The following is a 14,602-nucleotide window of genomic DNA, read 5'->3' on the forward strand; positions in this document are numbered from 1 at the left end:
GCCTTTAGATGAATTTCTAAAGGCTTTTTTTTAATTTTGCAAAAACAAATTCAATGTATAAACTTATAATTAGACCTTTATTTTTTCTGTTCGATCCTGAAAAAATCCACCATTTTACATTTTCATTTATTAAAATATTGTCTAAAATACCAGGAGTACCTGCTATTTTTAGAGGTTTATTTCAAGTAAATGATGAAAAATTAGAGCGTAAATTATTTGGGTTAACGTTTAAAAATCCAGTGGGTTTAGCTGCTGGATTTGATAAAAATGCAGTGTTATACAATGAGCTGGCTAATTTTGGTTTTGGTTTTGTTGAAATAGGAACGGTAACTCCAAAAGCACAAGCAGGAAATCCTAAAAAGCGTGTTTTTAGATTAAAAGCTGATAATGGGTTGATTAACAGAATGGGCTTTAACAATGATGGTTTAAAAGCTGCTATTGAAAAATTAAAACACAATAAGGGAAAAATTATTATCGGTGGAAATATTGGTAAAAACACAGCTACAATGCCTGATAGTTATACCAATGACTATGCAGAGTGTTTTAAAGAGCTGCATCCTTATGTAGATTATTTTGTGCTGAATGTAAGTTGCCCTAATGTTGGTAGTCACGCCAAATTAACTGATAAATCTTACTTAATAGAATTGATAACTAAAATGCAGGAGTTGAATAAGGAATTTTCAACTCAAAAGCCAATTTTATTGAAAATAGCTCCAGATTTAAACGAAATTCAATTAGATGAAATTATTGAAATTGTTGCAGAAACTAATATAGAAGGTGTTATAGCTTCCAATACTTCAGTAAATCGTGAAGGTTTAAAAGCTTCAGAAGAAATGCTTGAAGCTATTGGTAATGGTGGTTTAAGTGGAAAGCCAGTTAGAGAAAGAAGTACTAAAGTAATTCAATATTTGGCTGATAAATCAAACAAAGCGTTTCCTATTATTGGGGTTGGTGGTATACATTCGGCTGAAGATGCGTTGGAGAAATTAAACGCAGGAGCCGATTTAGTTCAAATTTATACAGGATTTATTTATGAAGGACCTTCATTGGTAAAGAAAATTAATAAGGCGATAATTAAGTCTTAAAGTCGGAAGTCAGAAGTCGGAAGTAGGATGATTGAAGATACTGGAAGCTGAATGTAGTTGAAGTCCAACAATTATTAATTAACAACCAAATTTGGAAATCCTTATCTCATTTATCGGAGCATCTATGTTGCTAACAATTATGCCAGGTCCAGACATTATTTATGTGTTGGTACAAAGCATTACCAATGGTAAAAAATACGGAATAGTAACTGCTTTAGGTTTAGTTTCGGGTATAATAGTACATACCACGTTGGTAGCTTTTGGAGTTTCGGCAGTATTAAAACAATCTGAAATATTGTTCTTTATCATTAAATTGTTTGGAGCACTGTATCTATTGTATTTGGCCTATTTGTCGTATAAAGCTACTGATGAAGTTTTATTAGATTCCAACGTTCAAAAGAAAGGTTTGTTAAAATTATTTAAACAAGGATTTGTAATGAATGTATTAAACCCGAAAGTTTCTATTTTCTTTTTGGCATTTTTTCCAGGATTTTTATTTAGTGAAAGCATAAGTACCGTTACTCAATTTTATATATTGGGAGGGTTGTTTATGTTGCAAGCTTTGTTTGTTTTTAGTATGGTTTCTATTTTATCGGGAAGTTTTGCACAGTATTTACAACGGTATCCTACATATAATAGCAACATAAAATGGTTTAAAATTATCGTTTTTTTAGGCATTGCGTTTTTTATTTTATTTTCATAATAGTATTGTATATTTGATTTGTTATAAATAGTCTAATGAAAAAAGTCAAACTAATAGAATGTCCACGCGATGCTATGCAAGGCATTAAGTCGCATTTTATTCCTACAGTTTCAAAAGCACAATACATAAACGCTTTGTTACGTGTAGGTTTTGATACGATAGATTTTGGGAGTTTTGTATCGCCAAAAGCCATTCCTCAAATGCGTGATACTGCTGAAGTACTTTCAAAATTAGATTTAAGCAAAACAACAAGTAAATTATTAGCCATAGTAGCCAATGTAAGAGGAGCAAAGGATGCTACTCAATTTCAAGAAATAGATTATCTGGGATATCCTTTTTCTATTTCTGAAAACTTTCAAATGCGAAATACGGGTAAAACTATTGACGAATCTATTGTTATTTTAGAAGAAATTTTAAACATCGCTGCAAAATCGAATAAGGAAGTGGTAGCTTACTTATCTATGGGATTTGGAAACCCTTATGGAGACCCATGGAATATAGATATTGTTGCTGAATGGACTCGCAAACTGTCGATTATGGGAGTCTCCATTTTATCGTTATCAGATACTATTGGAAGTTCAACTCCTGAAACTATTTCATACCTATTTTCTAATTTAATTCCGATGTATTCAGCTATTGAATTTGGTGCACATTTGCATTCTTCACCTTCAACTTGGTACGAAAAAGTAAATGCAGCATACAACGCAGGTTGTAACCGCTTTGACGGTGCAATTAGAGGTTATGGAGGTTGCCCAATGGCCAAAGATGAGTTGATTGGAAATATGCCAACCGAAAAGCTGATTTCTTATTTTACACAACAAAAAGCTTTCACGAACATTAATGCTATGAGTTTTGAAAGTGCTTATAATGAAGCATTAAAAATTTTTGAAAATTTATAATTCCTTCAATTTCAACCAACTATTTTAATACTCCTTTTAAGAAAATATGACATAAGTCATACTATTTAGAAATATTCTAAATAGTATTTTTATATGTAACTAACGTTACGTATGTTTGCACTCTATTTATAATGAATCTAAATTAAAATAAACGATTAAATAAACATTTCAAATGAAAAATAGAGGATTAATATTTGCACTATTATTAGCAAGTTTTTTAGGGTATTCACAACAAAACACAAATTTACAATCACAGGATTCAATTACACAATTTCAATCTCAGCAGAGAGATGGAAGTAGTTATTTTAATTCTGGTCAACGTTTATTAAACACACCAATTGATAAAGGTATAACACTAGGAGGTTATGGACAGATAGATTACAATGAACCAGATGGTTCTACACCTGGGAATATAGATGTGCATAGGTTGGTATTATTATTTGCCTATAAATTCAGTGATAAAGTAAGTTTTTTAACTGAAATTGAAGTAGAGCATGTAAAAGAAATTTATGTAGAACAAGCATATGTTTCTTATAAGGTGGCTCCATCTGTAAATGTATTAGCTGGTTTAATGTTGGTGCCTATGGGAATTATCAATGAATTTCATGAGCCAACAACATACCGTGGAGTTGAGCGTCCGAACGTTGATAAATATATTGTGCCAACAACTTGGAGAGAATTGGGTATTGGTGTAACAGGTAACATTAATAGTGCTTCTTTAAAGTATCAGGCATATATTTTTAACGGATTTATATCTTATAAAGATGGTTCAGGAGTTTTAAGAGGTATTGATGGGTTACGAAAAGGTCGCCAAAAAGGTGCTGAGTCTATTGTTACATCAGCTAACTTCTCTACAAAATTTGATTATTATGGAATAAGAGGTTTAAGACTTGGTTTAGCAGGGTATTTTGGTAAAACACAAACGGATGACACCTCTGTAGAAGAGAGTACAGTAGGTGTTTCTATGGTAGGTTTAGACGCTCGTTATGTGTACAAAAACTTAGAATTGAGAGGGCAATATATTTATACTGATTTATCTGATACCGACGCTTATAATATTTTTAATGATAAAGATTTAGGATCACAAATGAGTGGTGTTTATGGAGAAGTTGCTTACAATTTTCCTTTAAAAGGAGTACAGCAATTAACACCATTTTTACGTTATGAAAAATACAATACACATGCAGCAACTGCAGGTGATTTACCTCAAAATAAGGCATATGATCGAGATGATGTAACTTTTGGATTGGATTATAAAGTAGCCAATGGAGTTGTATTTAAAGTAGATTACCAATTGTTTAGCAACGCTGTTGTTGATAGTGAAACTAAAAAACAATTCAATGCAGGTGTAGGTGTTTGGTTTTAATGAATTTAAATTAAATGATTATATTTAAAGCTAGTTGAAGTATTTTAGAATCGGTAGAATAATCGTTTTTTAAATATTTTAGCTAGTTTATCAAATTAAACTCTTTTATCAAAAATAATAATATAAAGCATCATTACCTTATGAAAAAAATAATAGCCATATTTATAATTGTAGGTATTTCTTTAAGTTTTACAACATCAAAAAGAGTAGATGCTTTAATCAAAAAAGAAATTTCCTCAGTTTTTAATATCGAAACATTCACAAAGGAAGCATTCGTTATTTCTTCTGAAGTCAATAACGAATTACCAATAAAAATAAACGACACTAATTTTTTTAAAATTATCCATGAAAATGCTGTAATTGGGTATTATTACTTTGGAAAAGCTTACGGAAAAGCTGATTTTTTTGATTTTATTGTTATTTTTGATAATGAGTTAATTGTTTCAAAAGTAAAGGTTGTAACTTATAGAGAAGATCACGGTGGCGAAGTTGGAAGTAAACGTTGGTTGAAGCAATTTATAGGGACTTCTTCAGAAAAAAAATTAGAATATCAAGAAGATATTGTAGGTATTTCAGGAGCTACAATTTCTGTAAAATCTATGATGAATGAAGTTAATAAGTTATTACAAACGGTTACAATTTTAAATAATAAACAGCAACTATAATGGAAATACACGGACTTATTCATCAATTACCAAAAGAAATTAAAGGATTAATTTTGGTATTTATTTCCGTGTTAAGTATTGGTTTTTTTGGTGGTTTAAGCTTTGTAAATAATACTACAGCAATGAAACCAGCAAGTATTGAAACTCACTATTTGGGAAATGAAGATGATGAAGATGCCGAAATAATGAAATTCAAAAAAAATGAACGCGAAATATTAACTGTAGTTCACGGTCATATACTTTCAATGTCGGTTATTTTCTTTTTACTATCCTTAATTTTAGCAACTACTTCAATCAATAAAAAGCTGAAATATTTTTTAATGATAGAGCCTTTTATTTCAATAATTTTAACCTTTGGGGGCATTTATTTACTTTGGTGTGGCATTTTATGGTTTAAATATGTAATTATAGTATCGGGTACATTTATGACTCTAAGTTTTGCAATTGCTGTCATTTCAATAATTTATCAGTTATTGATGGTTAAAAATGTTAAGAAATAAATAATTCCTGTTATTTCAATAAAATAGTGTAAATTTGCTCGCAATTAATTTATAAGTTGATTGCACTATGATTTCACACGATTCCAAGTTTGTAGGAGAAGGATTAACCTACGATGACGTACTACTTATTCCAGCATATTCTGAAATATTACCTAGAGAAGTAAGTATTCAAACAAAATTTTCAAAAAACATTACTTTAAACGTTCCAATTGTTTCCGCAGCTATGGATACAGTTACAGAATCTGATATGGCAATTGCTATGGCACGTGAAGGTGGTATTGGTGTGTTGCATAAAAACATGACTATTGAGCAACAAGCTACAGAAGTTAGAAAAGTAAAACGTTCAGAGTCTGGAATGATTTTAGAGCCTGTTACTATTACTAAAGACGAAACAGTTAGTACTGCTAAAAGTATTATGAGTGAATACGGAATAGGTGGTATTCCTGTAGTAAATGGTGAAGGAACTTTAATAGGAATTGTAACCAATAGAGATTTACGTTTTGAAGGAAATAACAATCGTAAAATTGAAGAGGTAATGACTTCTGAAAATTTAGTTACGGTTTCTGAAGGAACTTCTTTAAAACAAGCTGAATTAATTTTGCAAAACAATAAAATTGAAAAATTACCTGTAGTTGATAAAAACTATAAACTGGTAGGGTTAATTACGTTTAGAGATATTATTAAAGTAAGCGAAAATCCTAACGCAAATAAAGATACTTACGGTCGTTTAAGAGTTGCAGCAGCTATTGGTGTAACTGGTGATGCAGTTGAGCGTGCGGCGGCTTTAATAGCTGCAGGTGTTGATGCTTTAATTATTGATACAGCGCACGGACATACAAAAGGGGTTGTTTCTGTATTAAAAGAAGTAAAAAGTAAATACCCTAATACCGATGTAATTGTAGGTAATATTGCAACTGGTACAGCTGCTAAATATTTAGTTGACGCTGGTGCTGATGCTGTAAAAGTTGGTATTGGACCAGGATCAATTTGTACAACTCGGGTTGTTGCAGGTGTTGGTTTCCCGCAATTATCAGCTATTTTAGATGTTGCTGAAGCTATCAAAGGTTCTGGTGTTCCTGTAATTGCTGATGGTGGTATTCGTTATACAGGAGATATTCCTAAAGCTATTGCAGCTGGTGCAGATACTGTAATGTTAGGTTCTTTACTAGCAGGTACAAAAGAGTCTCCAGGTGAAACTATTATTTTTGAAGGTAGAAAGTTTAAATCGTACCGTGGAATGGGTTCTGTTGAAGCAATGAAAAAAGGTTCAAAAGACAGGTATTTTCAGGATGTCGAGGATGATATTAAAAAATTAGTTCCTGAAGGAATTGTTGGTCGTGTACCTTATAAAGGTGAGTTAGTTGAAACAATGCATCAATTTATTGGTGGTTTAAGAGCAGGTATGGGTTATTGTGGTTCTAAAAATATTGAAACTCAAAAAGAAGCTCAGTTTGTTAAAATAACTTCAGCGGGTATGAGAGAAAGTCATCCGCATGATGTTACTATTACTAAAGAAGCACCTAATTATTCAAGATAATAACTAGGAATTATAATTATAAAAAAAAGGAATTGTAGCTTTTACAGTTCCTTTTTTTATGAAATTAAGTCTAATTGCTTATGTTAAAATAGTTTCAATCTTAAGTAATTCTTCTTCAGAAAAAGTGGTGTTCTCAATTGCTTTTAAGCTGTCTAAAATTTGTTCCGTTTTACTTGCACCAATTAATACTGATGTAATTCTATCATCTTTTAAAATCCACGAAATTGCCATTTGAGCCAAGCTTTGTCCTCGTTCTAAAGCAATAGTATGTAGTTCTTTTATTTTTGGTAAATTTTCTAATACCTGATTTGAATTTAAAAACGGACTGTCTTTTAAAGCTCTAGAATCTTTTGGTAAACCATTTATGTATTTGTTGGTAAGCATACCTTGCGCTAAAGGAGAAAAAGCTATGGAGCCAACACCTTCTTTTTCAATTAAATCTAGCAATCCATCTTCAACCCAACGATCCATCATACTATAACGCGGTTGATGAATTAAACAAGGAGTTCCTAAATCTTTTAAAATTTTAAAAGCTTCAGCAGCTCTTTTAGGTTCATAATTTGAAATACCAACATACAAAACTTTTCCTTGGCGAACCATTAAATCTAATGTTCCCATAGTTTCTTCTAAAGGTGTGTCATAATCTGGACGATGGTGGTAAAAGATGTCCACATAATCTAATCCCATACGTTTCAAGCTTTGGTCTAAACTAGCCACTAAAAACTTTTTTGAACCTAAATCTCCGTAAGGACCTTCCCACATTCCATATCCCGCTTTTGTAGATATAATCAATTCATCACGGTAAGACTTAAAATCTTTCTTTAGAATTTTTCCGAAGTTCTTTTCAGCTGAACCTGGAGGTGGTCCATAGTTGTTAGCTAAATCAAAATGGGTAATTCCGTTGTCAAAAGCACATTTTAGAAGATTTCTAGCATTTTTAAAATCATCATTATTTCCGAAGTTATGCCATAAACCAAGTGAAAGTTCAGGTAATAATAAACCACTGTTACCGGTTCTTCTGTAATTCATTTTTTCGTAACGTGAAGCATTTGCTTCGTATTTTTTCTTTTTGCTCATAATTATAGTAATGCTTCTTTTAATAATGTAATTGGGTGTTTGCTTTGTTTTTTTGTACCATCTTTTATTTGATGTCTGCAGCTTGTTCCTGCAGCTGAAATTTCAATTTCTTCAGTTAAATTTCTAACTTTTGGAAACAAAGTGTTTTCGCCAACTTGCATAGAAACGTTGTAATGCTCTTCTTCATATCCAAAACTTCCTGCCATTCCACAACACCCGGTATTTAAAATGGTTGGTTTGTAATTTGTTGGAATATTCAGCATTGTAAAAGTAGCTTCTGAAGTACTTAAAGATTTCTGATGACAATGTACATGAATTTTTATTTCTTTTAAATTTTTATTGAAATTAGCAGCACTTATTTTCCCTTTTTCAAACTCACCTTTTATAAATTCTTCAAAAGTAAAAGTATTTTTAGCAATGTTTTTAGCAGCAATTTTATCATTAGCTAAACGCAAGTAATCGTCTCTAAATCCTAAAATAGCCGAAGGTTCAATCCCTATTAAAGGAGTTTCTTCATAAATAATATGTTTAAATAGTTCAATATTTTTATCAATTACTACTTTGGCTTTATCTAAAAAACCTTTTGAAATAGCACTTCTGCCACTTTCTTCGTGATTAATAATGATTGTTTTGTAACCTAATTTAGTTAAAAGTTCTATAGCATTAATACCAATAGTTACATCGTAATAATTGGTAAATTCATCACAAAATAAATAGACTTCACCATTTTTAAAATGATTAGCATGAAGTTGTTTTTCATGGCGTTTGTACCATTTTTTTAAGGTGGTTTTATATAAATTAGGAATGCTACGTTGTGTTGCAATTCCCAATATTTTTTTAATAAAATAATTATTTAATGCAACATTGGTCAACGAAGGAAAAATGCTTCCTAATTTGTTGTATTTTACGTTATCAGCAAAAAGTTTGGTTCTTAATGTTGGCTTGTTTGTTTTGTAATATTGGTGTAAAAACTCTGCTTTTAATGCAGCAATATCAACATTGCTAGGGCACTCACTAGCACAAGCTTTACAACTTAAACATAAGTCAAAAACCTCTTTTAACTCTTCGTAATCAAACTTATTTATTTTATCGGAATTGGTTAAAAACTCACGCAAAGCATTTGCTCTGGCACGTGTAGTGTCTTTTTCATTTTTTGTGGCTCTATAACTCGGACACATTGTTCCGCCAGCAGAAACAGGTTTTCTACAATCTCCAGATCCATTGCATTTTTCAGCAACTTTTAAAATTCCTTCACTATCTGAAAAATCTTGTAGGGTTTCAATTTTAGGTTCTGTTCTGTTGGTTTTGTAGCGTAAACTTTGATCCATAGGAAAAGCATCTACAATTTTTCCTTGGTTAAAAATTGTATGTGGATCAAAAGCAGCTTTGATACGTTTTAATAATTGGTAATTTTTTTTACCAATCATAAATTCAATAAATTCACCTCTAACAATACCATCTCCGTGCTCGCCACTTAAAGAGCCTTTGTATTTTTTTACCAGCTTGGCAACTTCAGTGGTAATAGTTCTAAACGATACTACATCATCGGTCTTTTTTAAATTTAATATTGGTCGAAGGTGAATTTCTCCAGCGCCTGCGTGTGCATAATAAACGGCACTTTGACCAAATTTATCCATCATAGCGGTAAATTCAGCAATATAATTTGGTAAATCTTTTAATTCTACAGCAGTATCTTCAATACAAGCAACAGCTTTGTTATCTCCAATAATATTTCCTAATGAACCCAAACCTGCTTTTCGTAAATTGATGGCTTTATTCACATCATTAGCCACTAATTTTGGATATGCATACCCAAAATTGTGTTTTTTTAAATCAGTAATTAAAGCATCCGCTAATTTTTGGGTAGTTTCCATCTCGTTAGCTTTTACTTCTAACATTAAAATAGCTTCAGGATCACCTTCAATAAAAAAACGATTTTGTATTTGAGCTCGGTTATTTTTTGTACAATCTAAAATGGTTTTATCCATTAATTCACACATATATAAATTGTGTTTCATAGCAACAACAACAGCTTCCATACTTTCTTGAATACTTTTGAAATGTGCTGCAACTAAAATATTTTGAGTAGGAGGAAGGCTGTCTAATTGCAGTGTTATTTCAGTGGTAAAAGCCAAGGTTCCTTCGCTTCCGCATAAAAGTTTTGCAATATTTAATTGTTTTTTTGAGTTGTTGAAAGCTGAGGTATTTAATAAAGCATCAACCGCATAACCTGTATTTCTACGGTGAATTGTTTTTTTTGGAAATTCCTTATTAATTTCTTGCTGAACTTCTTCCGAAGATAATTCGGTATAAATAGTTTTGTAAATGTTATTTTCTAACGAATTACCTTGTTGTTTTAAGTTAAATTCTTCTTTAGAAACAGCATTAAAAACAGCTTCTGAACCATCACTTAAAATGGTTTTTAACGCTAAAACTTTATCGCGAGTCACGCCATATTTAATAGAAGTTGACCCTGATGAATTATTACCAACCATACCTCCAATCATACAACGGTTGCTTGTTGAAGTATCTGGACTAAAAAATAATCCGTACGGTTTTAAAAACAAATTCAGTTCATCTCTAATAAATCCAGGTTGTACCGTAATAGTTTTATTGTACTCATCAAAAGCTATAATTTTAGTAAAATGTTTTGAAACATCAACTATAATTCCGTCGCCAACACATTGCCCCGCTAATGATGTTCCTGCGGTTCTAGGAATTAAGGAAATTTTATTTTTTGTAGCAAAATTAATTAGTTGTTGTATGTCCTCAATATCTTTTGGGAAAGCTACCGCTAATGGTATTTTCCGATATACAGAAGCATCTGTAGCATAAATACTTTTATGCAAATTATCAAATACCAACTCGCCATTAAGTTGCTTAGAAAGTGTTGTTAAATGTTGTTGAATCACTAGGTTGAATTTTGTAATTCAAATATAGAAAATACGATTAGAAATTAGGGTTTTTTATGCATCTAATTATGAAACCGTTGTGCCATTTTTAATGTTCTCTTTTGAAGTTTGAAGTAAAACTACTTGGTTGTTTTTGTTGTAAATGCCCAATATTAAGCATTCACTTAAAAAGTTAGCTATTTGTTTGGTTTTAAAATTCACAACAGCAATTATTTGTTTGCCAATTAAATCTTCTTTGCGGTACAATTGTGTTATTTGCGCACTTGTTTTTTTAATACCCAACGCACCAAAATCAATGGTGAGTTGATAGGCTGGTTTTCGTGCTTTAGGAAAATCTACTACTTCTAAAATAGTTCCAACTCTAATGTCTACTTTGTTGAAAACTTCAAAGCTGATTCCATGTTTCATGATTAGTTATTTTCAATAATTACAAATTCAGTTCGTCTATTTAATTCGTGTTCAGTATTGGAACATGGAATACCATTTGAACATTTATTTTTTAACTTAGTTTCACCATATCCTTTTCCAACAACCCTTTTTGGATCTATTCCTTGAGAAATAATATAATTCATTGAAGAATTTGCTCGGCGTTCAGAAAGACTTAGATTGTAATTATCTGGAGCTCTACTATCGGTATGTGATTGCACTTCAATTTTAAGAGTTGGGTATTTTTTTAGTACCCCAACAACTTTATTTAATTCAACAGAAGCATCTGGTCTAATTTCATGACTATCTAAATCAAAATAAATGGTATTGGTTTTAATAGCTTTTTGTTCACCAAAAGTTATAAATTCAATTACAGGCTCTAAAAGTATATTTTTGGTAACTAATGAATTATTAGTTGAATTAGTTTTAAATAAATTCTCAACAGATTTAAACTTTTGTTGAGTCACCGTAATTTTATTGTCGGAATTACAATCGATTGTAAATTTATAACCTCTTCCATTGGCCGTAAACTGAGTTTCGACAAATTTATTTTTTGAATACAAACTCACTTTAGCATTTAAAACAGGTTCGTTTGTTTCTTTGTTTAGTATAATTCCTGTGATGGTTTGCGTACATTCAATAGGAGTTAAGTTGATGGTTAAATCATTGGTTTTACTCAATGTTTTATCTGAAGTAAACATTTCTTCGGAAGTCATAAATTGTTCATTTTCAACCATTATTTTATAAGCAGTTTCGCATTGAATAGGAAAACTAAATTTATTTTCGGTGCTTGTAACTATTGATTCAATTAATTGATTTTCAAAAAACAAACTCACTTTAGCATTTAAAACAGGCTCATTTGTTTCTTTATTTAACACAATTCCTGTAATGGTTTGCGTACATTCAATAGGTGTTAGGTTGATGGTTAAATCATTGGTTTTACTCAATGTTTTATCTGAAGTAAGCATTTCTTCGGAAGCAATAAACGCTTCATTTTCAACCATTATTTTATAAGCTGTTTCGCATTGAATAGGAAAACTAAATTTATTTTCGGTGCTTGTAACTATTGATTCAATTAATTGATTTTCAAAAAACAAACTCACTTTAGCATTTAAAACAGGCTCATTTGTTTCTTTATTTAACACAATTCCTGTAATGGTTTGCGTACATTCAATAGGTGTTAGGTTGATGGTTAAATCATTGGTTTTACTCAATGTTTTATCTGAAGTAAACATTTCTTCGGAAGCAATAAACGCTTCATTTTCAACCATTATTTTATAAGCAGTTTCACAATGAATAGGAAAACTAAATTTATTTTCGGTGCTTGTAACTATTGATTCAATTAATTTATTGTCAGAAAATAAACTCACTTTAGCATTTAAAACTGGTTGGTTAGTTTCTTTGTTTAACACAATTCCTGTAATGGTTTGCGTACATTCAATCGGTGTTAAGTTGATGGTTAAATCATTGGTTTTACTCAATGTTTTATCTGAAGTGAACATTTCTTCGGAAGTCATAAATTGTTCATTTTCAACCATTATTTTATAAGCAGTTTCGCATTGAATAGGAAAACTAAATTTATTTTCGGTGCTTGTAACTATTGATTCAATTAATTGATTTTCAGTATACAAACTCACTTTAGCATTTAAAACAGGCTGGTTAGTTTCTTTGTTTAACACAATTCCTGTAATGGTTTGCGTACATTCAATCGGTGTTAAGTTGATGGTTAAATCATTGGTTTTACTCAATGTTTTATCTGAAGTGAACATTTCTTCGGAAGCAATAAACGCTTCATTTTCAACCATTATTTTATAAGCAGTTTCGCATTGAATAGGAAAACTGAATTTATTTTCGGTGCTTGTAACTATTGATTCAATTAATTTATTTTCAGTATACAAACTCACTTTAGCATTTAAAACAGGCTCATTTGTTTCTTTATTTAACACAATTCCTGTGATGGTTTGCGCACATTCAATAGGTGTTAAGTTGATGGTTAAATCATTGGTTTTATTGAGTATATTGTCTGATAAAAAAACTAATTCATTAGATTCAAAACCATCTTTAGTCGCAATTATTTTATAAGTAGTATCGCATTTTAGCGCAATTTCTTCTTTGGAATTTGGGTTGATAATTAGTTTTTTTATCAATGTATTGTTTTCAAAAATTGAAACAGGAACATCCTCTAAATCCAGCTTAGATTCTTTATGTAAAACACGAACAATAAAATTCGAAAGGCATTGTTTTTCAATATATTTAACCGAAAAAATATCAACATCACCAATACTTTCTTTTCTGTTTGAAGTAAAAAAACCGGCATTACCTTGTTGGTTTTCTACATACCAAAAATCGTCATATTCACTGTTAATAGGTGCTTTTAAGGCTACTGGAGTTTGATATGTTCCATCTTTAAATTCACTTTTAAAAATATCTAATCCTCCAAGTCCTTTATGTCCGTAAGATGAAAAGTACAAGTTATTATTTTGGTCTACAAAAGGAAAGAATTCAGATTCACGTGTATTGACTTTTGAGCCTAAATTTATAGGTTCAGAGAAGGTATTATTCGGTAAAATATCAACAACATACATATCAAATTCGCCGTAACTATCTTCTTTGTTTGAAGTAAAAAATAGTTGTTTGCCATCTTTACTAACTTCAGGACTCCTTACATCGTATTTTTTATGATTAAACGGTAAAACTTCGATATTTGAAATTTCTAGATTTTCATTAATTACAGCTTTTACAATATGCAAAGTTTTCCATTTAGCAGAATCTTTTCGAGATTGTGTATTGTAAAAATTGTTCCACGTAAAATAAACGGTTTTTTTATCAGGGGTAAATGTAATATCACCTTCTAAGATTGGATTATTAGTATTTTTTGAGAATCTAGCTGTTTGTATAATATCACCATCATTAGTAACCGAACCTACATACATTTCTAAATGTAATTGACTATTATTTCGTGTTCTTTTGTTAGAAAAGTTTTTGTCTTTATCTACCTTTTTTGAGGAAGCAAATAAAATAGTAGCATCATCTAAATAAGAAATTCCCAATTCTGCATATACTGAATTTATAGAAGTGTTGAATACTTCAATTTTTGTTTCTTGAGCTTTTAAAGTTGAAATAGTTATAATTAAGAATAACCAGCCTATTTTATTCATTGTACTGAGTTTATTTTTATTCATTTTTTTTTAAAAACCTTTCAGAATTAATTAATAAAAAAGGTTTTTCTTAAAAAAAGAAAGTTTCTTACCTTCAAATTTATGTCCGTAAAATTAATAAATTCACGTAACCCCAAAAATAACAAGTACATAAATTTCTTATTCGTTAACACTCGTTAACGCTATTATCTCATTTTTTAGAGCGAAATAAATTATATTTGAATGTTATTTATTTTTTAAATATATACAAAATTCAATTGACACCCCAAAACAT

11 protein-coding genes are annotated in these 14,602 nt (G+C 30.6%); 7 read left to right on the forward strand and 4 right to left on the reverse strand.

Annotated elements, in window-relative coordinates; all coding sequences use genetic code 11:
- Nucleotides 1–53 precede the first annotated feature (53 nt).
- The 7 genes from CHB67_RS01780 to guaB all read left to right on the forward strand — a co-directional run bounded on the left by CHB67_RS01780 (nucleotide 54) and on the right by guaB (nucleotide 6,755).
- Nucleotides 54–1,085, forward strand: coding sequence for a quinone-dependent dihydroorotate dehydrogenase (locus CHB67_RS01780; protein WP_089380019.1), 1,032 nt, complete (start codon nucleotides 54–56; stop codon nucleotides 1,083–1,085).
- A gap of 91 nt (nucleotides 1,086–1,176) precedes the next feature.
- The gene (locus CHB67_RS01785) at nucleotides 1,177–1,788 is read left to right on the forward strand and encodes a LysE family translocator (protein ID WP_317045681.1); all 612 of its coding nucleotides are present in this window, start codon (nucleotides 1,177–1,179) and stop codon (nucleotides 1,786–1,788) included.
- A gap of 35 nt (nucleotides 1,789–1,823) precedes the next feature.
- Entirely contained in the window at nucleotides 1,824–2,687 is an 864-nt protein-coding gene (locus CHB67_RS01790) for a hydroxymethylglutaryl-CoA lyase (RefSeq protein ID WP_089380021.1), read from the forward strand.
- A gap of 172 nt (nucleotides 2,688–2,859) precedes the next feature.
- Nucleotides 2,860–4,053, forward strand: coding sequence for a hypothetical protein (locus tag CHB67_RS01795; protein ID WP_089380022.1), 1,194 nt, complete (start codon nucleotides 2,860–2,862; stop codon nucleotides 4,051–4,053).
- A 140-nt stretch (nucleotides 4,054–4,193) separates the two neighbouring features.
- The gene (locus CHB67_RS01800; protein WP_089380023.1) at nucleotides 4,194–4,718 is read left to right on the forward strand and encodes an FMN-binding protein; all 525 of its coding nucleotides are present in this window, start codon (nucleotides 4,194–4,196) and stop codon (nucleotides 4,716–4,718) included.
- Nucleotides 4,718–5,218, forward strand: a complete 501-nt coding sequence (locus CHB67_RS01805) for a hypothetical protein (RefSeq protein ID WP_089380024.1) — start codon at nucleotides 4,718–4,720, stop codon at nucleotides 5,216–5,218. The genes CHB67_RS01800 and CHB67_RS01805 overlap by 1 nt, the downstream gene beginning before the upstream one ends.
- Before the next feature lie 67 nt (nucleotides 5,219–5,285).
- Nucleotides 5,286–6,755 (forward strand): IMP dehydrogenase, encoded by a 1,470-nt coding sequence (gene guaB / locus CHB67_RS01810; protein ID WP_089380025.1) that lies wholly within the window; start codon nucleotides 5,286–5,288, stop codon nucleotides 6,753–6,755.
- Nucleotides 6,756–6,833: 78 nt separating this feature from the next.
- Here the strand turns inward: guaB and mgrA are convergent, their stop codons facing one another.
- The 4 genes from mgrA to CHB67_RS01830 form a co-directional block, all read right to left on the reverse strand.
- The gene (gene mgrA, locus CHB67_RS01815) at nucleotides 6,834–7,832 is read right to left on the reverse strand and encodes an L-glyceraldehyde 3-phosphate reductase (RefSeq protein ID WP_089380026.1); all 999 of its coding nucleotides are present in this window, start codon (nucleotides 7,830–7,832) and stop codon (nucleotides 6,834–6,836) included.
- Nucleotides 7,833–7,834: 2 nt separating this feature from the next.
- On the reverse strand, nucleotides 7,835–10,744 hold the full coding sequence (locus CHB67_RS01820; protein WP_176461185.1) for an FAD-binding and (Fe-S)-binding domain-containing protein: 2,910 nt from the start codon (nucleotides 10,742–10,744) through the stop codon (nucleotides 7,835–7,837).
- A gap of 66 nt (nucleotides 10,745–10,810) precedes the next feature.
- Nucleotides 10,811–11,152 carry a tRNA-binding protein gene (locus CHB67_RS01825; RefSeq protein WP_089380027.1) on the reverse strand — a complete coding sequence of 114 codons (342 nt, stop codon included), beginning with the start codon at nucleotides 11,150–11,152 and terminating at the stop codon, nucleotides 10,811–10,813.
- Between the two features lie 2 nt (nucleotides 11,153–11,154).
- On the reverse strand, nucleotides 11,155–14,328 hold the full coding sequence (locus tag CHB67_RS01830; protein ID WP_176461186.1) for an OmpA family protein: 3,174 nt from the start codon (nucleotides 14,326–14,328) through the stop codon (nucleotides 11,155–11,157).
- Nucleotides 14,329–14,602: the final 274 nt, after the last annotated feature.

The sequence above is a fragment of the Lutibacter agarilyticus genome (assembly GCF_900188235.1).
Lineage (GTDB): Bacteria > Bacteroidota > Bacteroidia > Flavobacteriales > Flavobacteriaceae > Lutibacter > Lutibacter agarilyticus.

Coding starts and splice junctions, on each gene's coding strand:
- CHB67_RS01780 (WP_089380019.1), top strand. CDS start 54: ATGTATAAACTTATAATTAGACCTTTATTTTTTCTGTTCGATCCTGAA.
- CHB67_RS01790 (WP_089380021.1), top strand. CDS start 1,824: ATGAAAAAAGTCAAACTAATAGAATGTCCACGCGATGCTATGCAAGGC.
- CHB67_RS01795 (WP_089380022.1), top strand. CDS start 2,860: ATGAAAAATAGAGGATTAATATTTGCACTATTATTAGCAAGTTTTTTA.
- CHB67_RS01800 (WP_089380023.1), top strand. CDS start 4,194: ATGAAAAAAATAATAGCCATATTTATAATTGTAGGTATTTCTTTAAGT.
- CHB67_RS01805 (WP_089380024.1), top strand. CDS start 4,718: ATGGAAATACACGGACTTATTCATCAATTACCAAAAGAAATTAAAGGA.
- guaB (WP_089380025.1), top strand. CDS start 5,286: ATGATTTCACACGATTCCAAGTTTGTAGGAGAAGGATTAACCTACGAT.
- mgrA (WP_089380026.1), bottom strand. CDS start 7,832: ATGAGCAAAAAGAAAAAATACGAAGCAAATGCTTCACGTTACGAAAAA.
- CHB67_RS01825 (WP_089380027.1), bottom strand. CDS start 11,152: ATGAAACATGGAATCAGCTTTGAAGTTTTCAACAAAGTAGACATTAGA.
- CHB67_RS01830 (WP_176461186.1), bottom strand. CDS start 14,328: ATGAATAAAATAGGCTGGTTATTCTTAATTATAACTATTTCAACTTTA.